We start from the raw sequence: 24561 nt of genomic DNA on the forward strand, positions 1-24561 counted from the left end.
TTCTCAAATCATTAGCACATTACAATTAACTTCACACATATTAAGCCTAAAAATTTTTTTTCAAATGCTGTCTTTATACAACGTAAAGCTGATTTTACAATACTTTAATTATTATTAATTTCAAGATTATGCATAAATATCATACTTTTATTATTATTCTATAAAATTTCGCACTTTTCTTTCATTTGACCCTTCATTTTTAATTTTGTATACTTCCCTCTAGTTATATATGTCCGTTACGGAACAATTTCATATAGATGGGAGGAATTTTTCATGCTTCGTTATTCTCTTTTAGTTTTATTAGGAGCGTGTAGTTATGGGGTTTTAGCTATTTTTGTTAAACTTGCATATGCAGAAGGATTTTCACTTGGAGAGGTAATTGGTAGCCAGTATTTGTTCGGTTGGATTATTTTACTTGCTATTACACTTCTATTTTCTAGACATCGTGTTCCACTAAAACAAATGTTAATTTTATTCTTCGCAGGTACGTCTGCAAGTTTTACTGGAATTTTTTATTACGCTTCTTTAAAAACTGTACCAGCTTCTATTGCAATTATACTTTTATTCCAATTCGTTTGGGTTGGAATTATTATTGAAGCAATTACAACGAAAACATTACCTTCAAGAGAAAAAGTTATTTCAGTAATCTTCTTACTTGCAGGTACATTTTTATCAAGTGGGTTATTAGAAACATCAGCTGGTGATTTCGATACGACTGGAATCATTTTAGGCTTATTATCTGCTATTACATTTGCAACATACATTTTCGTAAGTGGTAAAGTTGCCGTTGAAGTACCTTCGTTACCACGCGGTGTCCTTTTAATGGCTGGCGCTTTAACTTTAGTCATGATCGTATTCCCGCCAACATTTATTTTTAACGGAGCAATTTCTCAAGGCCTTTGGAAATACGGCTTAGGCTTAGGAATATTTAGTATCGTTATTCCGTCCATTGCCTTTACAATCGGTATTCCAAAAATCGGATCTGGCTTAGCAACTATTCTTGGTGCAGCAGAACTGCCCGTTACAACAATTATGTCTGTATTCGTTTTAAAAGAAGCTGTACTATCTTCACAATGGGTCGGTGTATCACTTATTTTAATCGGTATTGCAATCCCGCAAATTGCATATGCAATGCGTGGACGTTATAAAAAACAGCATACTCATAAAAAAGTTGCAGCATAAACGAGAGAGGATTTTCATTTGAAAATCCTCTCTTTTATTATTGTGCTATATAATGAATACAAATATTTCACTTAAGAAAGAGGGGATAATAAGTGGCATCCATTCCAAATCAATTAACAGAAAAACTTATTTCTATTCGTCGCCATTTACACGAATACCCAGAACTATCGTACGAAGAATTTGAAACAACAAAAGCAATAAAAAATTGGTTAAACGAAGCTAATATTACTATTATTGATTCCAGTTTAGAAACAGGAATTATCGCTGAAATTTCTGGTAATCAAAACGGACCTGTGGTAGCGCTTCGTGCTGATATCGATGCCCTTCCTATCCAAGAAGAAACAGACCTTCCATACACTTCAAAAATACAAGGTAAAATGCATGCTTGTGGGCATGATTTTCATACAGCTGCTATATTGGGTGCGGCTTACTTATTAAAAGAAAAAGAAGCTTCTCTTAACGGAACTGTGCGTTTTATATTCCAAGCTGCTGAAGAAAGTGGAAACGGAGCATGTAAAGTTGTTGAAGCTGGACATTTAAAGAATGTGCAAGCCGTTTTTGGTATGCATAATAAGCCCGATTTACCAGTAGGTACAATCGGTATTAAAGACGGTCCACTAATGGCTGGAGTAGATCGATTTGAAATTGAAATTCATGGTGTTGGAACACATGCAGCTGTGCCTGATGCCGGCGTCGATCCTATCGTTGCATCATCTCAAATCGTTATGGCACTTCAAACAATTGTAAGCCGAAATATTAGTTCTTCTCATAACGCTGTCGTAAGTGTAACAAACATTCATTCAGGGAATACGTGGAACGTTATTCCCGAAAAAGCAATATTAGAAGGAACTGTCCGTACATTCCAAGCTAAAACACGTGAAAAGATTCCGGCATTAATGGAACGTATCATTAAAGGCATTTCTGATGCACTAGGTGTAAAAACAGAATTTCGATTTTACCCAGGTCCTCCTGCTGTTCAAAACGATAAAGTACTCACTGATTTTTCTATTCAGATTGCAGAGAAAATGAATCTAAACGTTATCTCTCCTACACCGTCAATGGCGGGAGAAGACTTTTCTTTTTACCAACAAGAAATACCAGGTTCATTCGTCTTTATGGGAACAAGCGGTACACATGAATGGCATCATCCAGCTTTTACAGTAGATGAAGAAGCATTACCTATTAGCGCGGAGTATTTCGCCTTATTAGCCGAAGAAGCTATTCATCAATTATCACAAACAAAAAGCCGTTAAGTTACCCTTAACGGCTTTTGCTTATGCTGTTAAATCTCGTTTTATAAATACAGTATAGGACACCCCTAAAAATACAGCTAAGTATAGAAGAAGCATACAAGAAGCGAATGGGAATGTTACTCCATCAATAAAGCTCCCGCCCTTTGAAAGCCCATATAAATCTGTATTCGCTGGTAATAAATATTTCGCCCATTCATATCTTGATGCCGGAATTAGCGCTATTCCCCCTGATAAAGCGAGAAATAGAGAAATCCCGATTGCACCTCCGCTCGATCTAGTTAAGATGGAAATCATAAATGCAAATGCAGCATACACCAGAGTTGGTAGCCACGATAAAATATAATATTTACTTGCTTCTACGAAAATATTTTGTTTTATTATATTTCCGTTTTGAACGACAAATTCAGTCCAAGCTGGTTGTTGGAATTTATAAATAATTAGCCCACATAATACGGAAAAAATCATATTAAATATAAATAATAATGCCGAAAATATAACGATTGCCAAAAACTTAGATGTTAAAATTTTAAATCGACTCGCCGGACGAATCGTTAAAAATTTATATGTTCCCCAGCTATATTCATTCGCAAAAATTGTACTCGCATATACGAGAATAAACGGAAGTAAAATAGGAAAAACAATAAAACCAGTATCTCTCATGAAAGAAAGTGGAGCACTACTTGCTGGCGCTGTATTCGTATCTAAATGCTTCATTTTAAGCTGGTATTCCTTTACAAGCTCGTCTCCTGACTTTTCTGTTAAAATATCCTCTTTTTTCATGCCGAGCTTTTTCTCAATTTCTACAGTGCGTTCTGTATAATCCGCTTTCCACCCTTTTGTTTCTGGCTCTAAATACTTTACCGTAACCCATCCTAACCCAATAATTAATACCGCAATAGCTGCAAAAGGAATAATCGTTCGCTTTCGCTTAAATATTTTATACAGCTCGTTATAAACTAAATTAAACAATATCTTTTCCCCCTGTTAATTCTAAAAACTGCTCTTCTAGCGTTTTTCTTTCTTCATATACACGATAAACTTGAATATTTTTCTCCATCAATGTACGAAGAATATTTGGAATTTCTTCATCTTTCACGTTTATAATTAATTCGTTTTCTTTTACTAAAACATCGTATTCTAAAACCTCTGCCGCTTTATTCGCATCATCTACACGGATATGTATTTCTTCTGTTTCTTCCTTTTGATCACTTTGAATATTTTGTGTTGCGACATATTCTCCGTGCTGAATAATAATAACCCTGTCACACATTAATTCAACTTCTGAGAGTAAGTGACTAGAGACAAGAACAGCTTTTCCTTGTTCATGTGCAATTTTCTTTATGTACATCCGCATTTCATGTATACCACTAGGATCTAATCCGTTCGTTGGTTCGTCTAGTATTAATACATCTGGATTATGTATAAGTGCCTGAGCAATTCCTAAACGTTGTCTCATACCGAGTGAATATGCTTTTACTTTACGGTCAATCACTTGTCCCATTCCTAATAGTTGCACAACTTCATCGATACGCTCTTCAGTTACATTTCCATTCATTCGTCCGAAATATGTTAAATTTTCATGGCCGCTTAAGAAAGGATAGAATTCTGGTGTCTCAATTACAGCGCCAATTTTCGCAGCAGTTTTTTCAAATTGCTGTTTTACAGATTGACCATCAATCCATACTTCTCCTTCTGTCATACGAATCATTCCGACCATCATTCGCATTAATGTCGTTTTTCCAGCACCATTTGGTCCTAATAAGCCAACTACTTCACCTTTTTTCACTTCAAAACTAATATTTTCTACTAACGTCTTTGAACCAATTCGCTTTGTTAATCGATCAACTTTTACGATCGCTTGCTCATTTATCATTCCATACAACCTTTCTTCTTAACTCTTTTTTTCAGTTCTTCCCACTGTATCATGATTAATAACATGTGTAAAATGAAGAAAAAGCCATGATTTCTCATGCCTTTTTCCTTGTTTCATATGACTTTTCACCCTTTAACCTTTGTGTAAACCTACAACATTGCCACATTGATATTATAATGACGGTTATCATAACAACTGCTGTTACCATTATCGCATACGTCGTAATCGGTGCATTTGTTACTCCTTGGATTCCTACTGCTTTCATAAAAATAATAATAAATAATTTCAAAAATAACATACCATGAATTAATCCGAAAACGAAAGCTCCTCCGTAAATTAATAATTGCTCATGACACAATAAACATAACATTTCCTTTCTCGTCATATTCACTACTTCGTACGATTTAAACTCCTCTCTTCTTACCTGTAAAAAAGAGGCTGTCATTTTATAAGTAATGAAAATACATACAAAAACTACAAATAGAAACATAGCATAAAACCACTTTACAAATATAAGTGTATATCCCACTTTACTTATTACAGCTTCATTGAATCGGAATGATATCATAAAAAAACAAATCATTGTATTCATAGCAATCCACATAAATTGTTTTAACCTTTTGGTAGCAAATGTTTGTATATTTTTTCTCGCTAACCGACATAAAGACATAGATCCCTTCCCCTACCTTACTTCATAACATACGCATTCTATACTACTAGTGTATAAAAATATGACATTTTAAACATCGCACTTCAATCGGAATCTTTACTAAGCCTTTAGTCCTAGAAATAAAAATGGAAATAAAACCATTTACATACTATAATTACAAAAAAAGTGAGGGGTTATATGCGTGTAAAATTACTGTTTATTCTTTCTTTGTTACTTTTCACTAGTTGTAGCCCACTAAAAAACAACGAAGATGCCACTGTTAAACCATACAAGTTAACAAAAGAACAATCTGATATTTTACAAATGACTCCTATACAAGAAGGAAATAGAATGTTTTATGATGTTACAGTCAAGAATAATAAAGATGAACTACATGCTACGATTGAATATTATCAAAATGGTAAAAAAGTGAAAGAGATTGCTAACATGGCTTCATCACATTTTTTAGAAAAGAAAATAAGGCTTTCTTTCATACCACCATATTTCCAATTTGATAAAGATGTACAAGAAAAAGGTCAATGGTACATTAATATCGAAGGTGGTTCAACACTTGTTCCTGCAGTAGCTCCTCCAAGCATAAATAGTTCTGCAACCACTACAATTCAATCTACTAAAAACGTAAAATACAATCAAAAAACGATTTTAGCCGCTGTAATAAAAACAAGTAAAGATACTTTAAGTGTTCCTACAATTGATGAAGAACCAGGCATTGAGTTACTCTTAAAAGAAAACGAACACGTTTATCTATTTAGTATCGAGCTAAAAAAAGAACAATAAAGAGGAAAGGCAACTCAAATGCCTTTCCTCTTTATTTTTTAACAAGGTGTACTTTTATATATATAAATTAAATCGCTTTTTCGTCACGATTACTACTCGTCCTTCTCATCTCCTATTTCTATTCGTTTCTTCTCTCTTGCAATTTTCAAAAACTCTAACAACTCTGGATTGTTATTCATTTTTTTATAAGCCACTGACATTTCTGCAACAAAATTAGAATCACATAACTCTTTATATACAACTTCTGTTTTATACAATTTATTTGCGGATACAGGTATTACTGTAATTCCAATACCTGCTGCTACAAGCCCCATGACAGTTTGATACTCCGTTGCTTCTTGTACAATATGCGGACTAAAACCTACATCGCGGCAAAGCGATAAAATTGTATCGTATAACGCTGGCCATACTGGTCTCGTAATAAATACGAAAGGTTCATCCCTTAAATCTTCGATATGTATTTCGTCCTTTTCAGCAAGTGGATGTGCCTTCGGTAAACATAACGTACACGAAAGTTTTTGAATTGGTTCTAACTCAAGTAATTGCGTTGGAATTGGCGGACGTAAAAATCCAATATCAATTCGATTATCATGAAGTGCATGCACCTGATCCGGTGTTGACAATTCATGCAATGCAACAGACACTCTTGGAAATTTCTTTCTATACTCCCTGACGATTGACGGTAAAATATCATATATCGCCGCACCTACAAAACCAATTGAAAGTGATCCCACTTCTCCCCTTTGAGCACTTTGTGCGACTTCTACTGCTTTTTCAATTTGTTCAAACGCTTTTTTTACTTCTTTTAAAAACATTTCTCCAGCTTCTGTTAATTCAACCTTTCTCTTCGTTCTTGAAAATAACATAACTTCCATTTCTTTTTCTAATTGCTGAATTTGTTGACTAAGCGGGGGTTGTGTCATTTGTAAACGAGCAGCTGCTCGTCCAAAGTGCAATTCCTCTGCCACTACAACAAAATATTGCAAATGCCGTAATTCCATTTTGGACACCCTTTTCATTTTCGATTAATACATCTAATATATTAATAACATATAATTTATATATTAGACAAATATTTCGAATGAACGTATAGTAGAAATTGCGAATTATTTTTTACAATTTTTATGTAAAAAAACAAAAAGGTGGTTACTGTATGAAATGGTGGAAGTTAAGCGGACAAATTTTATTATTATTTTGTTTCGCTTGGACAGGTGAATGGATTTCAAAACAGGCACACCTCCCAGTTCCAGGAAGTATAATCGGTATTTTTTTATTATTAATCTCATTAAAATTTAACATAGTGAAAAAAGAATGGATACAAGACGGTGCAGACCTTTTATTAAAAGAACTTATTTTATTTTTCATCCCTTCTGCAGTCGCTGTCATTCGTTACAAAGATACATTATCACAATATGGAATCGATCTCATTTTAATTATCGTGATTAGTACACTTTGTGTCACTCTCGTAACAGGACTTTTAACAGAATTGCTATTAAAGCGGAAAGGATCACCACAATGATCGGCTTTCTTTGTTTACTATTAACACTATTCACATATTGGGTATCTAAAAAAATGTATCAACGCTGGAATTGGAGTTTGCTTTCTCCCCTTCTTGTATGCCCAATCATATTAATTGCTTTATTACTTGGATTAGATACACCATACGAAACCTACGAATCTGGTAGTCATTGGCTAACAGAATTATTAAAACCTGCTACAGTTGCTTTCGCATGGCCAATCTATAAACACTTTAATTTATTAAAAAAACATGGAACGGCCATTTTAATTAATGTCATTGTTGGTTCATTTCTATCGGTTATTACTTCCGCACTATTAGCTGATTTTTTTCAAATTGACTCTACAATAGAACAAAGTTTAGCACCGCACATTGTAACAACACCTATTGCAATGGCTATTTCAGAAATGATTGGCGGCATGTCACAATTAACAGCCGTTTTCGTCGTATTAACTGCCTTAACTGGAGCATTACTCGGTCCTACGCTCATACGCATATGCCGTATTAAAACAGCGCTCGCAAAAGGGATAATGCTAGGTACTAGCGCGAATGGAACCGGAACATCAAAAGCATTTGAAATCGGTCCTGTAGAAGGTACAATTGCAAGTTTATCAATGCTTTTAACAGCTGGAGCTAGTTTAGTTATCGTTCCGCTTTTCTTATCTTGGATACAATAAAAAAGAAAGTATTTAAACACTTTCTTTTTTATTTGTATATTTATATAATAACTCATATTCTTCTGGAAACGATAAAGATAATTTTTTCACTTCATCTATTCCTTTCCAATCTATTTCATGTATTAACTCATCAGGGTCTTGTATTTTCATGTTACCACCTATTAACTTCACAACATAGTAATACACATGAACTGGTACCCCATATGTTATCCCCTTTTTTTCACATAGCTTGTCTATAACTTCTACTTCATAACCCGTTTCTTCCCATACTTCACGAACACAACACTCTTCAAGCTCTTCTCCCTCTTCTTGTCCTCCGCTCGGCACAGACCATCGCTTCTCTTCATTTACTTTTCCTTGTAATACCATTAGAAACTCATTCTTTTCATTCATACATATAGCTGCCGTACCAATCCATCTTTTCATCCTATCTCCCCCCATACTAACTTTCTATCTTTCTTTATATTTATCCTTGAAAAAAGAGGAAAAAAGTAAAACGATGACGAAAGATTACATCAACTTCATGAGCAGTCCCTTCTTAGAAATTCAAACCGAAAGGATGAAATTATGATTTCTAAATATGTTGTGGAATGTATTTTTTGTGAAGAAAATCGGAAACCTCGACAAGCAATTGTCACAGTGCCTGCTACTTCTCAGCTACTAGCCATTCAAAAAGTACGGGCTGAATGTAAACGCCGCTTTGGAAAAACTTTATTATTGCAAACAGAAATTAAAGAAGACTTACTCTTTGAACAAAAAGAAAGCTGACCATAAATTGGCCAGCTTTCTTATCCGATCATATTTTCACATGAAGATTAGGGGCATCCTCTTTAAGGATTGGGATTTACCCATTATGTGCGTTCCATAATGGTCATCGAACAATATATTTCTATACAATAAACTATTGAATAGAATAGGGCAAAACTTGTTCGCATTTTTAGAAAAGGGATAGGGATATAATTCAAGTAATACTTCGAATACTCGAACTTTACACTCATTATATTAAAGCAAATCTTTTTATATGGGAAATATGAATTACTTACATAATTCATTCGTAAAATATATTAATAGTTTTCTTTACTCTACTAACAACATACATACACCCAGCTAGTATCGGTGTCATAATAATTTCCACATATTCCCCCTCCAATTATCTATCATATGCGCACTTCTATACAAACAAAAAGCACCCTAAATGGATGCTCTTTCTACTTTTCTATATTGATACTATGTACTTACTCTTGATTAATCAAAATAACAGCCGGACCAGAAACAACTACTCCGGCCACTTCTATCTTTTCAAATTCCATCACTGTAATAGATATAACCCCTTCTCTTTCCATCAATTCCTTACTCAGGACATCAGTCGGTATCGCTTTCACCGCCCTACCTCCTTTTCATTTTATACAAAATTATAAAAAACTACCAATGCCTCTAAATATATGCATCACCTCCGCTTTCATTCCTTATTCCATTCAACAATTCATGCCCCTTCTAAAACAAATTAAACAATAAAAAAGAAGCTATAAAAGATATAGCTTCTTCCCTCAATATTTTAATCTCGTTGCACCTTATATTCTATTACTCTTCCATCTCTATCAAATTGCAATACAAGGCACTCACTATCTATAGAAATAAAACCACGTTCATTCCCAAGATAATACAAAGTAGTAATTCCCTCTTCCCAACTTCTTGTTTCCGTAGGGGCCCCTAACAATTTTGTAATTTCCTCGTTTGATTTCCCTATCATTTTATGTTCTTCCAATAAGTTATCTACCATATATACCCGTTTTTCTTTATAATTTAACCATCGATCCTGATTAAAATTTGAAGTGTATGCATTTATACTTAATTGTACGATGCACACTATTAATGGAATGAGCCCCACCATCATTACAGTAAACAGTTGTTTCTTACCCTTATTACGTTTTGCAGAAACATGCAAGCTAAACTTTTGAATAATAACTAATAGGACAAAAGGCATTACTACCAAAAAAATACTCATTACACTCAATGACACATGAACCATATCAATAACAAAAATAAACGTAATATACATTAATATATACAAACAAAAATAAATGTATAATATCCCCCTCAATATAGCGCTTTTACCTTTTACCTTTCTCCATTCATTCAACACCCCTACTTTATTTTTCACTTCGCAACATAATTCATCTGGCCAATCATATCTCTAAGCTTTTGTAGTTCTCTTGCTGTATATATTACTTTACTTGTTAAAACTTCATTTCTGAAAAACGTTACAATTTGCTCTCTATCTTTAAATCTCGGCAATTCTTCATTAGAAAGATCAATAACTTCTTTTCCGCTTTCATTTTCAAAATATACAATCGGTTTTACTTTTTCCTTTACAATATCTACTTGCATTTCTTCCAAACAATTATATAAATTTTGAGATAGTATTTTCGCTTTATACGCTGGATTCCCTTCATTTCTTACTTGCATAGTTAATGAAGTTCCCTCCGTAATAAATTCAAACGTCTCTTCTTTTTCAATTTCATGTTGATACTTACCAATTTCCTCTATCATAAATGAATATATACCAGCATTTTCTCTCGTTAAACCATGAATTAATGTCCCCGTCCATTCTTTCGTCTCAAGTAGATAAATGCCAGTTTTACATAAGATGAGGTGATGGATTCGATTATCATTTATGTCACGTTTATCTCTATATTTATTACTTCTCATAAAAACGTTCGGTATAATATGAAACTCTTCTTCTAGTATTATTCCTTGCTCAACGAAACCTCGCTTCATATAATGTAATGTTTCATGCGCATTCACTTCAGCACCATTTTTGGTATATTCTCGTAAATCCGCAATTAAATTTTGAAACATATGTATTTCATTACTATGCTTATCTTGTATTTCACTACGTTCTTTACTATGTTGAACAGCCAATTGATTTTTCATCATACGCATATTTTCAAGTTCTCTAGCTGTATTCACTTGTAAATCATTATATTTTTTCTGTTCCATATTCTTTAAAGTATCCTGTTGTTCTTTATGCTCTGTAATCGTAGCTGCAATCTCACTTTCATACGTTTCAATCGCTTGTTTCTTTTCAAACTCTACTTGCTGACTCTCTGATTCTAACTGTTTATTTTTATAAAATAGTACAAACACTACAGCTAATAATATTAAAATCCCACCTATTAGCACATACTCCATATTATTACTCCTTTATTTCATTTCCGATTATTTTTATAAATATATCGATTATATTATACTATGCTTTTAATATACACTTTGTAAAAATTATATATTTTTTATAAAAAGGCACCTCAAGTAAGATACCTTTTTATAGTTAGACTGCTGGTAAAAAACAATTGGTACTGGCCAATTGTCCAATAATCAGTGTGGACAATCCTCATCAATTAAAGTTTCACTTTATTGTACACCATACTGAATATAACTTGAATCATAGTATACCCATTGATTTGCCCCTAAGCAAAGCCATCCATCTTGCCTACTCCATACTCGATATGATTCACCATGATGTAACTGTCTTATAACATTCCCGTTTAATGATGGGGCGTCTCGTAGATTCACATTATCACCAGAAATAATTGCCACATAATGTTTATACTGAATATAACTAGGATCATTATATACCCATTGATTCGTCCCTAAGCAAAGCCATCCATTTTGTTCCCCAAAAACTTCATATGATTCACCACGATTTAGCTGGCGAATCACACTAGATTGTAAAGTTGGTCCACTTCGCAAATTTACATTATCACCATTAATTACAGCAACTCCGTATACTGGGGCTGCATTATTAGGCGTGGAAACATTACCTCCACCACTTGCTCCATTTCCTTGTAAAGCTTCTAATGAAACAGCTGCTGATACATCACAATTTCCTACACCTGAAATTTGCCCAGAATCTGTGTACTGCCATGCTGTCCACTCTGTCCATCCACCAGCATCAGCAGGCGGTGTACTAGAATATCTGGAAATCCAAAGTGAAATGTCACTTAACCCGTTAATTCCAAATTCATTAATATACCAAACTCCTGTATATAACATTACATCTTTCCCTGTAGCTTGTTTCACATAATTTACGAAACTTCTTGCCCAATTCGATATATTCGCACCCTTTAAACTACTATTGCTAGTATCCGTTGGCGATTCTAAATCTAAAACAGGAATTAAGTCCGTCTGATTACTCTGTAATATACTCACAAAATATTTCGCTTCTGAAATTGCATCATTTTGTTCTGGGTGCGCAAAATGATATGCACCGATTAATACATTCGCATTTTTCGCAGCTTGTACATTTTGAACGAAAGTAGGGTCAATATAGTTCACACCTTCCGTCGCTTTTGCATACGCCGCTGGAATGCCAGATGACTTCACAGCATTCCAATTAATGTTTCCTTCCCAATGAGACACATCGATCAACGTAATATTTGAACTGGATCTATTTTGCATATAAAAGCTCCTATCAAATTTTGTTATTCTATATACAATATGTACAACTCTAGTTAAAGGACACGACAAACCTCTCACATATTTTGAAAATTTTATTACATTTTAATATCTGAGAGAATAGAAAAAAAACCTTGTAATTCTACAAGGCCTGTTGCAAACTCCCTTTATTTTGTAGTAAGTACATATTGTAGTAAAGTCCTTGTTCACTAAGCAACTCTTGATGTGTTCCTCTTTCTATGATTTCCCCTTCATGCATAACAAATATTTGATCCGCATCTTGGATTGTAGACAATCTATGTGCAATCGCTATCGTTGTTCTACCTTTTCGCATTTGCTGCAATGCCGTTTGGATCGCCTCCTCTGTTTCTGTATCAATATTTGCCGTCGCTTCATCTAACACTAATACTTTCGGATTAGTTGCTATCGTTCTAGCAAAAGCAATTAATTGCCTTTGACCACTAGAAAACGCAGCTCCTCTCTCGACAACTTCTGTATCATACTGCTCCGATAATTTTTCAATAAACGTATTCGCTTGCACAAATCGCGCTGCTTCTTCTATCTCTTCATCCGTTATCTCTTCATTATACATACGAATGTTTTGCTTTACATTTCCTGCAAATAAAAATGCATCTTGCAGCACAAGACCAATTTTCTTTCGAATTTCTTGTTCTTCAAACTTCTCTAAACCCACTCCGTCTATTACAATATTACCTGATTTAATATTGTAAAATCTCATTAATAAATTCATAATTGTACTCTTACCACTACCAGTGTGTCCAACGAAAGCAACCGTTTGCCCTGGCTTTACGTGAAAAGATACATTTTTTAAAACGTCACGCTTTCCATCATATGAAAAAGTAACATCTTTAAACTGAATTTCCCCGTTAACTACTCGTGGATTTTCACTCCCCATTTGAACAGGAGCTAAATCTTTATCGTCCATTAAATGAAATACACGCGATGATGAAACGAGCGCTTGTTGGAAGAAAGATAGTTTCATCATCATCTCATTTACTGGCTGGAAGAAACGATGAATATAGTTAACGAAAGCATATAAAACCCCTACTTCAACAGGACTCTTTAAAGCGTCAATTCCAAATAAACCAAGAACTAACGCAATTGCTACAATATGAACAAGATCTGTTGCTGGACGTAAAAGTAATGCATCTAATTTCAATGTACGACGTCCAGCACTATAATGCTTGTTGTTCACTTCTTCAAACTCTTTTCTCATCCGCTTTTCTTGCCGGAACACTTGAACAATATTCATCCCTTGAATGGACTCATTTAACTTTGCATTTAATACACTCAGTTGATTACGTACCTCTAAATAAAAAGCTGCACTTTTCCGTCGATACAGCACCATAATCGCAAACATAATTGGAATTAATATGAGAGAGAATAGCGCTAATTTTACATCTAGTAAAAACATCGCTACTAAAATCCCCACTAAAAAGACTACATTTTTCACGAATGTTGATAGTACACTAACATAAAAATCCTTAATCGCTTCCGTATCATTCGTTATACGAGATACAAGTGTACCAATCGGCGTACGATCAAAGAAACTTAATGACAATTTTTGAACATGGTCATACACTTCAACTCGCATATCTTGAACAATCTTAAAAGCGATATTTTGAAAGTACAATAAGTCTAAATACGTAAATAATACTTTTAATAAGTGAGCAATAATATACACTACAAATAGAGTTACAAGTGCTGATTGTTCAAAGTTACGTGGTACTAAGTGTTCATCAAGAAATTGTTTAATTAAAAAAGGACCCATCATTTCAGTTACAGTTGCACCAACTAGAAATAAAAATGCTAATGCTAATAACCCTTTATATGGTCTCATATAAGAAAGCAATCTCCTTAAATCACTCCGCTTTTTCTCAGCCATCATACGCCTCCTTTCTCTACCAGTTCCTCTAACTGCTGGCTTTCATACATTTCTTTATACCAACCATTTTTGTTCATTAGTTGTTCATGTGTTCCTCGCTGCATAATCTTACCCTCATCAATAACAAGAATAAGATTTGCATGCTGAATCGCACTTAAACGATGCGCAGTAATAATCGTCGTTTTTTCTGCTCTTTCTCGTTTCAATGCAGTTAATATAGTTTCTTCTGTTTTTGCATCTACAGCTGATAAACAATCATCTAAAATTAAAATTTCAGCATTCGTTAATAACGCACGTGCAATTGAAATCCGCTGTTTTTGGCCTCCTGATAGCGAAACTCCTCTTTCACCTACTACCGTGTCATATCCTTCCGAAAATTGAATAATATCATTATGAATACAAGCAATCTCAGCAGCCCTGCTAATTTCTTTATATGTAGCATCGGCCTTTCCAAAAGCAATGTTCTCCCCAATACTCGCTGAAAATAAAAAATGATCTTGCGGTACGTATGAAATTGCAGAGCGTACACCGTGAAGTGTTAAATCTCGAATATCCCGCTCACCAACTTTTAATTCACCATTAAAGTGGTCATACTCGCGAATTAAACATTTTAATAACGTCGTCTTCCCTGCACCGGTACGCCCGACGACTCCTAACGTTTCACCTTTTCTTAAATTAAAGTAAATATCTTTTAAGTTTAATAGTTCATTCTTTTTATAAGAAAACGAATCAACAGCAAACGAGACATCACCACTTGCTATAGCATGTATAGCATTTTCCTTATTCACTACATCCGAAGTTTGTGAAAGTATTTTCTCCACACGATCATACGAAGCACGTCCACGCTCCATAATATTAAATAGCCATCCAAAAGCTAACATTGGCCATACAAGAGTCCCTAAGTATGTTGTAAATGTTACCAATTCCCCTACAGTTAATTCACCCCGTACGACTAATAATGATCCGTAACAAATTGCGATTAAAAATGAAAATCCGACAATTAAGGAAATCGTTGGATCGAATAACGAGTCAATACGTGCAACTAACATATTTTTATGTACGACATCTTCCGATTTTTTCCGAAACGCTTGTAAATCCTCTTTCTCTTGTCCAAGTGAGCGAATTACCTTCATCCCACTCATACTTTCTTGTACTTTATCATTGATTTCAGAAAACGATTGCTGCGCTTTATGAAATCTTCTATGCAATAAAGTTCCATAATAATTTGTAGAAATAGCTACAATTGGCATCGGAATTAAACTTAATAACGTTAACTTCCAGCTAATTGTAAACCCCATCGCTACGAGTACACATCCTCCAACAGCTAATGAATCAACGATTGTTAACACACCTGACCCAGCAGTTTGCTGAATCGCCTGAATATCATTTGTCGCATGTGCCATCAAATCGCCCGTACGACGTGATTGATAAAAGGATGGGCTCATCTTTGTAAAATGTTCATATAAATTCTTTCGCAATTGACGAGCTAGTTTTAAAGAAGATCCAAAAATCATAATACGCCATAAGTAACGTAATATATACATCGTCATTCCTACAACTACTAATAGAATAACCCAGTTCAACAATTTTTCAGACGTTAATGTTCCATTATTAATTTCATCTACTACAATTCCTAGTACCCTTGGCGCTACAAGTTCAAGAAGCGCGACACCAAATAACATAATAATTCCAATTATGTACGCTCGTTTTTCTTGTTTAAAAAACCAAGCTAAATTAAAAAATACTTTCATATTTATCCTCCTCCCTTAAAATGAGCGATATTTTCAGTTTATCAAAAATACAGAATTTTTAAAAGTTTTAAATATCTTTTATATCCAAAAGAAAAGGGCACTCGGTAAGAGTGCCCTTTTGCGCTTATTTTGTTTGTTGCTTATTCATCGCGCTCATCATTTGATTGATTTTCTTTTGGGAAGGTTTTTGTCCCATTTGCATCATCATCATTTTTAACATTTGTTCGTTAATTGGTGGATTTTTTTGTAAGTAATTCATCATATATTTGCGGGCAATGAAAAATCCTAACGCCACGCCTGCTACTAGTGCTACTACGCCCACTAGAATACCTAACCACATTGGCATATCTTTTCCTCCTTCATGTTGTCTACCTTACAGTGTACTAAAACCTTTTCAATAAGACAAGATACTATTCGACATTTTTTACACATATGTTCGTACTTGTTTGAGAGGATTTAACCATCCGTACTTTTTATTTTCATAATCCATCGCTAAAAATGTTAACTCACACTTTCTAAGCACCTCAAAGAAAGTTGTTTCCATGGATACATTTCCAGAAGTATTCATTCGAATATATTGTGGTTTCACCATTATTTCGCCATATTCGGCTCCTGTATAGAGCGTATGAGTATGATGTGTTCTTTCATATTTGCCAAGAACATGCAAAGCTTGTTCTAATTTATGCTGAAGTTTCATTACTTGTAATGGCATCGTAATATACGTCATTTGTTTATATAATACTTTCTTCTCCGAAAGGGACCCAGATTCTGAAAATCGAGCAAATAAATCAAAAAACAAATATTCACGACCAAAGTAAGCTTTCGCAATATCCTCTTGAATTAAATACAATTCATACGTTTTCATTTTTTCCCTCCCGATCTGGACAACCTTTTCCCTACATTATATAAGAAAAAATTTGCAATGATTGTCTGACTACGGAGAGAGAAAAAACTTTTCCTGTCGAAAAAACTCAATTACATAGAAAAATCTCCCCATGCTGGAGAGATTTTTCTAAAATCATTAAAGCATTTCTTTTACTTTGCGAACAACGTTCTCTACAGTAAATCCATACTCTTCCATAATCTTCTCACCAGGAGCAGAAGCACCGAATGTGTCGATACCTAGTACATCTCCATCAAGACCTACGTAACGGTGCCATCCGAATGTAGCACCCATTTCAATTGCGAAACGTTTCGTTACTGCTTTTGGTAGTACAGATTCTTTGTACTCAGCAGTTTGAGCTTCAAAGCGATCCATAGATGGCATGCTAACAACAGCTGCATCAACGCCGTCTGCTGCTAAAGCTTTTTGCGCTTCGATTGCTAAGCTTACTTCAGATCCAGTTGCAAGTAGGATTACATCAGCCGTTTCTTTCTTGCTTGCAGAAACTACATATGCACCTTTTGCTACTTTTTCATAAGTATCGTCTTTTGCACCTTCTAATGTCGGAAGATCTTGACGAGTTAACACTAATGCAGTTGGTGTTTTTGTAGATTCTAAAGCTAATCTCCAAGCTGCAACAGATTCGTTACCGTCAGCTGGACGAATAACAGAAACGTTTGGCATTGCACGAAGTGCTGCTAATTGTTCAACCGGCTCATGCGTTGGACCATCTTCACCAACAGCGATACTGTCGTGTGTGAATACATACGTTACAGGCAATTGCATTAATGCTGCAAGACGAATTGCTGGACGTAAGTAGTCAGAGAATACGAAGAACGTACCACCGTAAGTTTTTAAACCGCCATGTAGTGCAATACCGTTCATTGCTGCACCCATCGCAAACTCACGAACACCGTACCAAATGTTTTTACCGCTGTAATCAGCTCTTGTGAAGTCTTTTTCGTTATTCATGTATGTTTTGTTAGAACCAGCAAGGTCAGCTGATCCACCAAAGAATGATGGTACAGACTCTGCAATAGCATTAATTACAGCACCTGAAGAATTACGTGTTGCTGCTTTTGATCCTAATTCATAAGTTGGTAAGCTTTGTTCCCAACCTTCTGGAAGAAGACCATTCATTGCTGCTTGCAGCTCGTTTGCTAATTCTGGATATGCTTGTGCATATTCACCGAGCATCGTGTTCCATGCAGCTTGTGCAGTCTCACCAGCATCTTGTACCGTTTTACGGAAGTTGTCATATACTTCTTCTGCTACATGGAAATCTTGTTCAGCAGTCCAAGCATATGCTTCTTTCGTTAATTTTGTTTCGTCTACACCAAGTGGAGAACCGTGTGAAGCTGATTTTCCTGATTTGTTTGGAGAACCGAAACCAATTGTCGTTCTTACTTCAATTAGCGTTGGGCGTTTTTCGTCAGCTTTCGCTTCTTCAATTGCTTTTGCAATTGCTTCAATATCGTTTCCATCCTCAACACGGATTACTTGCCAGCCGTATGCTTTGTAACGATCTTCTACACTTTCAGAGAATGAGCGATTTAAATCGCCATCTAATGAAATATCGTTTGAATCGTAAAGCACAACAAGACGACCTAATTGTAAATGAGCAGCTAATGAAGATGCTTCAGCAGAAACGCCTTCCATTAAATCGCCATCACCACAAATAGCGTATGTATGATGATCTACTACATTGTACGCATCACGGTTATACTTTGCTGCTAAATGTCTTTCAGCCATCGCCATACCAACAGCTGTTGCAATACCTTGTCCAAGTGGACCAGTTGTTGCGTCTACACCTGCTGTGTGACCATACTCAGGATGTCCTGGAGTTTTGCTTCCCCATTGACGGAAGTTCTTTAAGTCATCCATTGTTAAGTCATAACCAGATAGATGAAGTAGGCTGTATAGTAACATTGAACCATGACCTGCAGATAATACGAAACGATCGCGGTTAAACCACGTTGGGTTATTTGGATTGTGTTTCATAAATTGAGTCCATAATGTATAAGCCATTGGTGCTGCACCCATTGGCATTCCTGGGTGACCAGAATTTGCTTTTTCAATCGCATCAATGGATAATGTGCGAATCGTGTTGATAGAAAGTTGTTCGATTGAATGTGACATGCTATTCTTCCCTTCGCGTATGTTAGTAAACGTTTTATACATTTATATGATAGCTTCCCACGCAAGATTATACAACATGTATCGACAAATATGTTGATGTTTTTTTGATTTTTTATAAAAAAACCAATGTTTCCGGTAATGTATGGGTATTCAATATGACATACTTTTTTATTGTTTTTATTTTAAAAATAAAGGGAATTATCTGTATATTTATACAGATATATGAACTTCTTCTATACCAACTTTTTTGATAAACACTAAAAAAATACAAAAAAAGCATCTAACTTCGATGCTTTTAAAATTCGTTAAATAATCCGTTTTCGAATCGAACTTGAAATAAAATCAATTATAATTACCATTAAAATGATGCCTAATAAAATAATTCCCACGCGGGACCAATTCCGTGAACTCAGTGCAAAAATTAATGGAGTACCAATACCACCTGCTCCAATAACACCTAAAATCGCAGCGGATCGTACATTAATTTCGAATCTGTATAACGTATACGATAGAAAATCCGGTAACACTTGTGGTAATACTGCATACCAAAGTATTTGAAACCGATTTGCACCTGTTGCGATTAACGCTTCCGTCGGTCCCTTGTCTATATTCTCAATTCCTTCCGAATATAGTTTCCCTAACATTCCGATAGAGTGTAATCCTAAAGCTAGAACTCCGGCGAAAGAGCCTGGACCGACAGCTTTTATAAATAAAAGGGCCATAACTAATTCAGGAAATGTACGAACAAAACTAAGTACAAATTTCCCAGTTACTGAAGTTAATTTTCCACTACTCATATTCGTTGCCGCCCAAAAAGCAAATGGAACAGATAAAAAGGCAGAAATAAATGTACCTAATATCGCAATTGCCAATGTATCAATTAAACCATGTAACAAATCTTCACCATCTGGTAAAGATACATAGGACCAATCTGGGTTCAGTACGCCTGTCATAATTGCTTTTGTAATTTCTCCCGCTGTATCCTTTATTCCCTCTAGCGGGACTCCTGAAAAGGCCCATACATATATAACTGTAAGTGCTATAAAAATAATCCAGCGATATACACTCGGTTTCTTCGGTTTCGGTACGATTATCGTCGTTTTACTCATTATAATTTCTCCCGCAACAATGTACTTACATAATCAATTAGCAATACAACAACAAGAGTATAAATAATAATAGAAGCAGTTTGTTGATATTGTAAAAATCCAAGTGTACGATCGTAATATAATCCAATACCACCCGCTCCTACTAAGCCTAGAACAGCTGCTGCACGCACATTCACCTCAAATGTATAAAGGACATAGGAGACAAAGTGCGCTTTTACTTGCGGAATTACCCCATAAACAATCCATTGCACCTTATTTGCTCCTACCGCTGTCATTGCTTCTAATGGACCTGGGTCAATTGATTCAATTGACTCATACAACAATTTCGCCACGAGTCCAATCGAGAAAAAAGTAAGCGCCAAAATACCTGGAAGTGGTCCTATTCCAAAAATAGCTACGAAAATTGCCGCTAATAATAAATCTGGTATTGTCCGGATAAAATTTAAAATCAATCGAGCTGGACTGTACAAAAATGCGCTAGTAAACACATTACTTGCCGCAAATAGTGCAATTGGAATAGCTAAAATCGCTCCTAAAGTCGTCCCAATAATTGCCATGCGTATTGTATCTAGCATTGCTGTTGTAATAACTTGAAAATAGCTCCAATCTGGCGGCACCATCTCTTTCAGCAAATCCATCATATTAGGAAAACCAACTACTAGTTTTGCAAATGATGCGTCGACCTGCACACTACTTCCCCACAAAAGTAAAATAACTAGAATAGCCGTTAACATATGTTTCAATTTACTCGGCGGCTTCGGTATCGATTTCGAATATATCGTCACGTCATTCATTTAGCTGCCACCTCTAATAATTCGCTTTTCTGAGCTACGTCCCCATAAATTTCAGCAAATTTTTCATCCGTTGCCTCTTCTACTGAACCATCAAAAACAATTTCACCTGCATGTAATCCAATAATGCGTGTAGCATATTGCCTAGCTAAATCAATAGAATGTAAGTTTACAATTGTCGTAATTCCAAAATCTTCATTAATTTTTTTCAAATCATCTAGCACTTGCTTTGTTGTCAACGGATCTAACGATGCAACAGGTTCATCTGCCAATATGATTTTCGCTTCTTGCGCCAACGCTCTAGCAATCGATACACGTTGCTGTTGTCCTCCTGATAATTCATCAGCCCTCGCATATGCTTTTTCTAAAATATTCACTCTTTTTAACGATTGAAATGCAAGCTCCAAATCCTCTTTTGGAAATAGACCTAACGTTGTACGCAGTGTCGAATGATACCCAACACGTCCAGCTAATACATTCTTCAATACCGTTGACCGCTTTACAAGGTTAAAGCTTTGAAAAATCATACCAATATCTCGACGCATACGTCGTAACCCTTTTCCTTTTGCAGCAGTAATAGACTCACCTTCTATTATGATTTCACCTTCCGTAATCTCATGAAGGCGATTTACCGATCTGAGAAGTGTAGACTTTCCAGCCCCGGATAACCCTACCATTACAACAAACTCACCTTTTTGAATTTTCAAATTTATATTATTCAATCCTTTTGTACCATTCGGATACACTTTGGAGACATTTCGAAACTCTATCACACATCTTACCTACCTTCTATGTATTCAAAACGGCAAACTAACTGAAACTACACCCCTTCCAGTTAGCTGCCATTTTCATATGTATTATTGCGTTTTTACTTTCTTTCCGTATTCACGAACGATATCAAATTTACTATCATCAGATTTAACGTATCCTTCATGTGAGTATACTTCTTTAATGATTTTGTGCCCTTCCTCATTCTTTCCTATTTCAATGAAAGCATCCTGTAATTTCTTGCTCCACTCTGCATCTAAATCAGAACGTACAGAAATCGTATCGTTTGGAATTTCCTCCGTAAATTTCACTATTTTCGTTTGATCGAATATATTAGGATAATCTTTTTTTACAATATTACGAGCATCTTGGAATACAACAGCTGCATCTACATCACCATTTAAAAGCGCAATAAGTGACTGATCATGACCTTTTAATGTAACAGGTTTCACATCTTTCAACGGATCAATTCCCTCTTTTAACAATACAGCCGCAGGCCATACATACCCCGCTGACGATGTTACATCCTGATAACCAATTTTTTTACCTTTTAAATCTTTTACACTGTTAATATTAGAATCTTTCTTAACAACAAACTCAGATTTATAAAAGTCTACTAAATCTTTTGTAGGAGCTCCTGTCTCATCATCTACACCAAAACGTTGTGCCTGTAAAATTACATTTGCAGCCTTTTTCTCATGCGCTAACACATACGCTGTTGGAGGTAAAAAGCCTACATCTACTTGCTTAGATGCCATCGCTTCTACAATTGTATTGTAATTCGTTGAAATACTAACTTTTACCGGCATATTTAATTTATCACTTAATAGCTTTTCCAACGGTTTTGCCTTCGCCTCTAACGTATCTGCATTTTGAGAAGGAACAAATTGAACATTTAAAGTCTTCGGTACATAACCTTTTTTCGTATCTTCATTTTTACTTGCACTTGATTCCTTCGTTCCACAGCCACTTAATAATCCCGCTGCTAGTACAACTGTTGTACTCATTACAAAAACTTTTTTCAACATATTAATGCCCCCATTTTTGTTGTTATAAAATAACCTTCCGTAAACATGAAGAAATATATCACACATTTTCACGAATAATTCCCTATTTACAGAATCTTTACACATTCTATACATTCACATTAAAATTCCCTTCATATATTTGATATGCTTAATTAGTAGATAACAATAGAAAAGGTGAATGATATTGAATCAAAATCAAATTGTAACTTTAAACATCTTATTAACAAGCGATATACATGGTACTGTTTATCCAATTCACTACCAAGATAACTCCCAAGCAGACATTGGTTTAGCTAAGATTTCCACTCTTATAAAAAAAGAACGTTCTCAAAACACAAACGTTCTTTTAATTGATAACGGGGACTTCATTCAAGGAACACCATTTACTTATCATTACGCTACATACGAAAAAGATATGGAAAACCCAATGTCCTTATTAGCCAACTACTTAGAGTATGACATTGCAATTATCGGAAATCATGAATTTAATTATGGAATGGATATATTAAATAATGCTGTGGCTACTGCAAATTTCCCTTATCTATCAGCAAACATTTTAGATAAAAACAGAAAAGAACCTTATTTCGGGAAACCATATATAACAAAACATATTGAATCAAATATAAAAATTGCTATTTTAGGGGTGACAACGCATTACATCCCCCATTGGGAACAAGCACATCATATTAAAGATTTACAATTTGAAGATGCATTTGAAACAACAAAAAAATGGGTTTCTTACATCCGTAAACATGAAAAATCAGATTTACTAGTCGTAGCCTATCACGGGGGATTTGAACGCGATTTACAAACCGGGGTACCGACTGAAGTTTTAACAGGTGAAAACCAAGGATATGCAATGTGCCATGAAATTGAAGGCATAGATATTTTACTAACAGGCCACCAACACCGAGAAATCGCTCACACCGTGATTAATGGTGTAACAATTTTACAGACCGGATGCAATGGACACTCAGTTGGAAAAGTAACAGTAACATTCGAAAAAGCAGAACAAAAATGGGTGAAAAAAGAGAGTTATTCAGAGTTATTGCCCGTACAAAGAATTGCGGCAGACCAAGATGTTCTTTCCTTGGTTGCCAATTATGAAGAGAAAACACAAAATTGGCTTGATAAACCTATTGGACTAATCTATGGGGACATGCAAATTTCAGATGCTATGCAAACTCGTTTGCAAGACCATCCTTTTATTGAATTCATAAATAAAATACAGATGGATATAGCTAATGTTTCAATTTCTTGCACAAGTTTGTTCCATAATACATCTCCAGGTTTCCCGAAACATGTAACAATGCGTGACATCGTTTCTAATTATATTTATCCAAATACATTAAAAGTAATTAGAATAACCGGAGCGGATATAAAAGATGCTCTCGAACTCTCTGCTTCTTATTTCACATTAAAAGCAGATGGATCCATCATCGTAACCCCTACCTACATAGAACCAAAGCCGCAACACTATAATTACGATATGTGGGAAGGGATTTCGTACGTATTAAACATTTCAAAACCAATTGGTGAGAGAGTAGAATCTTTACAGTATAAAGGCGCTCCCCTTAATATAAATGAAGAATATGACGTTGTTATGAATAATTATCGCGCAAGTGGCGGAGGGAACTTCTTTATGTTTCAAAATAAGCTAGTAGTAAAAGACATACCAACAGATATGTCTGAACTTATCGCTAACTATATATTGAAGCACAAAAGGATAGAAGCAACAGTCAATCACAACTGGAAAGTTATTAAATAACGAATTTAACAAATA

25 protein-coding genes are annotated in these 24561 nt (G+C 35.1%); 7 read left to right on the forward strand and 18 right to left on the reverse strand.

The features are described 5' to 3' along the window. Window positions 1-273: 273 nt before the first annotated feature. Together MHI07_RS16515 and MHI07_RS16520 are read left to right on the forward strand one after the other, a co-directional pair. Complete coding sequence (locus MHI07_RS16515; RefSeq protein ID WP_215579276.1) at window positions 274-1182, forward strand: EamA family transporter; 909 nt, start codon at window positions 274-276, stop codon at window positions 1180-1182. A gap of 92 nt (window positions 1183-1274) precedes the next feature. Then, entirely contained in the window at window positions 1275-2435 is a 1161-nt protein-coding gene (locus tag MHI07_RS16520; RefSeq protein ID WP_340825174.1) for a M20 peptidase aminoacylase family protein, read from the forward strand. 21 nt (window positions 2436-2456) lie between these two features. On the opposite strand, the gene MHI07_RS16525 is transcribed toward MHI07_RS16520, so the two are convergent. The 3 genes from MHI07_RS16525 to MHI07_RS16535 all read right to left on the reverse strand — a co-directional run bounded on the left by MHI07_RS16525 (window position 2457) and on the right by MHI07_RS16535 (window position 4978). Further along, the gene (locus tag MHI07_RS16525; protein ID WP_340825176.1) at window positions 2457-3404 is read right to left on the reverse strand and encodes an ABC transporter permease; all 948 of its coding nucleotides are present in this window, start codon (window positions 3402-3404) and stop codon (window positions 2457-2459) included. Then, window positions 3397-4308, reverse strand: coding sequence for an ABC transporter ATP-binding protein (locus tag MHI07_RS16530; protein ID WP_340825177.1), 912 nt, complete (start codon window positions 4306-4308; stop codon window positions 3397-3399). Before MHI07_RS16530 ends, MHI07_RS16525 begins: the two co-directional genes overlap by 8 nt. Window positions 4309-4402: 94 nt before the next feature. Further along, window positions 4403-4978: an FtsX-like permease family protein gene (locus tag MHI07_RS16535; RefSeq protein WP_340825179.1), complete on the reverse strand. Its 576-nt coding sequence runs from the start codon at window positions 4976-4978 to the stop codon at window positions 4403-4405. A 177-nt stretch (window positions 4979-5155) separates the two neighbouring features. Between MHI07_RS16535 and MHI07_RS16540 the strand changes: the two genes are divergently transcribed. After that, complete coding sequence (locus tag MHI07_RS16540) at window positions 5156-5755, forward strand: histidine kinase (RefSeq protein ID WP_340825181.1); 600 nt, start codon at window positions 5156-5158, stop codon at window positions 5753-5755. A gap of 92 nt (window positions 5756-5847) precedes the next feature. On the opposite strand, the gene alsR is transcribed toward MHI07_RS16540, so the two are convergent. Next, the gene (gene alsR, locus MHI07_RS16545; RefSeq protein ID WP_002160879.1) at window positions 5848-6756 is read right to left on the reverse strand and encodes an acetoin biosynthesis transcriptional regulator AlsR; all 909 of its coding nucleotides are present in this window, start codon (window positions 6754-6756) and stop codon (window positions 5848-5850) included. A gap of 152 nt (window positions 6757-6908) precedes the next feature. On the opposite strand from alsR, the gene MHI07_RS16550 reads away from it, so the two are divergent. Together MHI07_RS16550 and MHI07_RS16555 are read left to right on the forward strand one after the other, a co-directional pair. Then, complete coding sequence (locus tag MHI07_RS16550) at window positions 6909-7274, forward strand: CidA/LrgA family holin-like protein (RefSeq protein ID WP_340825184.1); 366 nt, start codon at window positions 6909-6911, stop codon at window positions 7272-7274. Continuing rightward, window positions 7271-7948: an LrgB family protein gene (locus MHI07_RS16555; RefSeq protein WP_002111197.1), complete on the forward strand. Its 678-nt coding sequence runs from the start codon at window positions 7271-7273 to the stop codon at window positions 7946-7948. Before MHI07_RS16550 ends, MHI07_RS16555 begins: the two co-directional genes overlap by 4 nt. 12 nt (window positions 7949-7960) lie before the next feature. Here MHI07_RS16555 and MHI07_RS16560 read toward each other — a convergent pair whose 3' ends face one another. Next, window positions 7961-8374, reverse strand: coding sequence for an NUDIX hydrolase (locus MHI07_RS16560; protein ID WP_016105860.1), 414 nt, complete (start codon window positions 8372-8374; stop codon window positions 7961-7963). Between the two features lie 141 nt (window positions 8375-8515). On the opposite strand from MHI07_RS16560, the gene MHI07_RS16565 reads away from it, so the two are divergent. Further along, complete coding sequence (locus MHI07_RS16565) at window positions 8516-8716, forward strand: DUF3903 domain-containing protein (protein ID WP_340825190.1); 201 nt, start codon at window positions 8516-8518, stop codon at window positions 8714-8716. A 467-nt stretch (window positions 8717-9183) separates the two neighbouring features. On the opposite strand, the gene MHI07_RS16570 is transcribed toward MHI07_RS16565, so the two are convergent. The 13 genes from MHI07_RS16570 to MHI07_RS16630 all read right to left on the reverse strand — a co-directional run bounded on the left by MHI07_RS16570 (window position 9184) and on the right by MHI07_RS16630 (window position 22778). Next, window positions 9184-9330: a BC1881 family protein gene (locus MHI07_RS16570; protein WP_002111200.1), complete on the reverse strand. Its 147-nt coding sequence runs from the start codon at window positions 9328-9330 to the stop codon at window positions 9184-9186. Between the two features lie 173 nt (window positions 9331-9503). Continuing rightward, window positions 9504-10007 carry a hypothetical protein gene (locus tag MHI07_RS16575; RefSeq protein WP_283747400.1) on the reverse strand — a complete coding sequence of 168 codons (504 nt, stop codon included), beginning with the start codon at window positions 10005-10007 and terminating at the stop codon, window positions 9504-9506. A 98-nt stretch (window positions 10008-10105) separates the two neighbouring features. After that, on the reverse strand, window positions 10106-11140 hold the full coding sequence (locus MHI07_RS16580; protein ID WP_340825195.1) for a nuclease-related domain-containing protein: 1035 nt from the start codon (window positions 11138-11140) through the stop codon (window positions 10106-10108). 219 nt (window positions 11141-11359) lie between these two features. Next, on the reverse strand, window positions 11360-12406 hold the full coding sequence (locus MHI07_RS16585) for a GH25 family lysozyme (RefSeq protein WP_340825197.1): 1047 nt from the start codon (window positions 12404-12406) through the stop codon (window positions 11360-11362). A 139-nt stretch (window positions 12407-12545) separates the two neighbouring features. Continuing rightward, window positions 12546-14309, reverse strand: a complete 1764-nt coding sequence (locus MHI07_RS16590) for an ABC transporter ATP-binding protein (protein WP_016105862.1) — start codon at window positions 14307-14309, stop codon at window positions 12546-12548. Beyond that, on the reverse strand, window positions 14309-16060 hold the full coding sequence (locus MHI07_RS16595) for an ABC transporter ATP-binding protein (RefSeq protein WP_340825199.1): 1752 nt from the start codon (window positions 16058-16060) through the stop codon (window positions 14309-14311). The genes MHI07_RS16590 and MHI07_RS16595 overlap by 1 nt, the downstream gene beginning before the upstream one ends. 124 nt (window positions 16061-16184) lie before the next feature. Next, on the reverse strand, window positions 16185-16406 hold the full coding sequence (locus MHI07_RS16600) for a YneF family protein (protein ID WP_001132292.1): 222 nt from the start codon (window positions 16404-16406) through the stop codon (window positions 16185-16187). Between the two features lie 78 nt (window positions 16407-16484). After that, on the reverse strand, window positions 16485-16925 hold the full coding sequence (sirA, locus tag MHI07_RS16605; protein WP_070128874.1) for a sporulation inhibitor of replication protein SirA: 441 nt from the start codon (window positions 16923-16925) through the stop codon (window positions 16485-16487). 156 nt (window positions 16926-17081) lie between these two features. Next, complete coding sequence (tkt, locus tag MHI07_RS16610) at window positions 17082-19082, reverse strand: transketolase (RefSeq protein ID WP_002111206.1); 2001 nt, start codon at window positions 19080-19082, stop codon at window positions 17082-17084. A 305-nt stretch (window positions 19083-19387) separates the two neighbouring features. After that, window positions 19388-20191 (reverse strand): phosphonate ABC transporter, permease protein PhnE, encoded by an 804-nt coding sequence (gene phnE, locus MHI07_RS16615; protein WP_002160869.1) that lies wholly within the window; start codon window positions 20189-20191, stop codon window positions 19388-19390. After that, the gene (gene phnE / locus MHI07_RS16620; protein ID WP_002160868.1) at window positions 20191-20985 is read right to left on the reverse strand and encodes a phosphonate ABC transporter, permease protein PhnE; all 795 of its coding nucleotides are present in this window, start codon (window positions 20983-20985) and stop codon (window positions 20191-20193) included. Before phnE (MHI07_RS16620) ends, phnE (MHI07_RS16615) begins: the two co-directional genes overlap by 1 nt. Continuing rightward, window positions 20982-21755, reverse strand: coding sequence for a phosphonate ABC transporter ATP-binding protein (phnC, locus tag MHI07_RS16625; protein WP_016100236.1), 774 nt, complete (start codon window positions 21753-21755; stop codon window positions 20982-20984). Before phnC ends, phnE (MHI07_RS16620) begins: the two co-directional genes overlap by 4 nt. A gap of 84 nt (window positions 21756-21839) precedes the next feature. Beyond that, window positions 21840-22778, reverse strand: coding sequence for a phosphate/phosphite/phosphonate ABC transporter substrate-binding protein (locus MHI07_RS16630; protein WP_033710861.1), 939 nt, complete (start codon window positions 22776-22778; stop codon window positions 21840-21842). Between the two features lie 184 nt (window positions 22779-22962). Between MHI07_RS16630 and MHI07_RS16635 the strand changes: the two genes are divergently transcribed. Next, window positions 22963-24546: a bifunctional metallophosphatase/5'-nucleotidase gene (locus MHI07_RS16635; RefSeq protein ID WP_215579311.1), complete on the forward strand. Its 1584-nt coding sequence runs from the start codon at window positions 22963-22965 to the stop codon at window positions 24544-24546. The last annotated feature ends 15 nt before the right edge of the window (window positions 24547-24561 follow it).

The organism is Bacillus sp. FSL H8-0545, assembly GCF_038006105.1.
Lineage (GTDB): Bacteria > Bacillota > Bacilli > Bacillales > Bacillaceae_G > Bacillus_A > Bacillus_A cereus_U.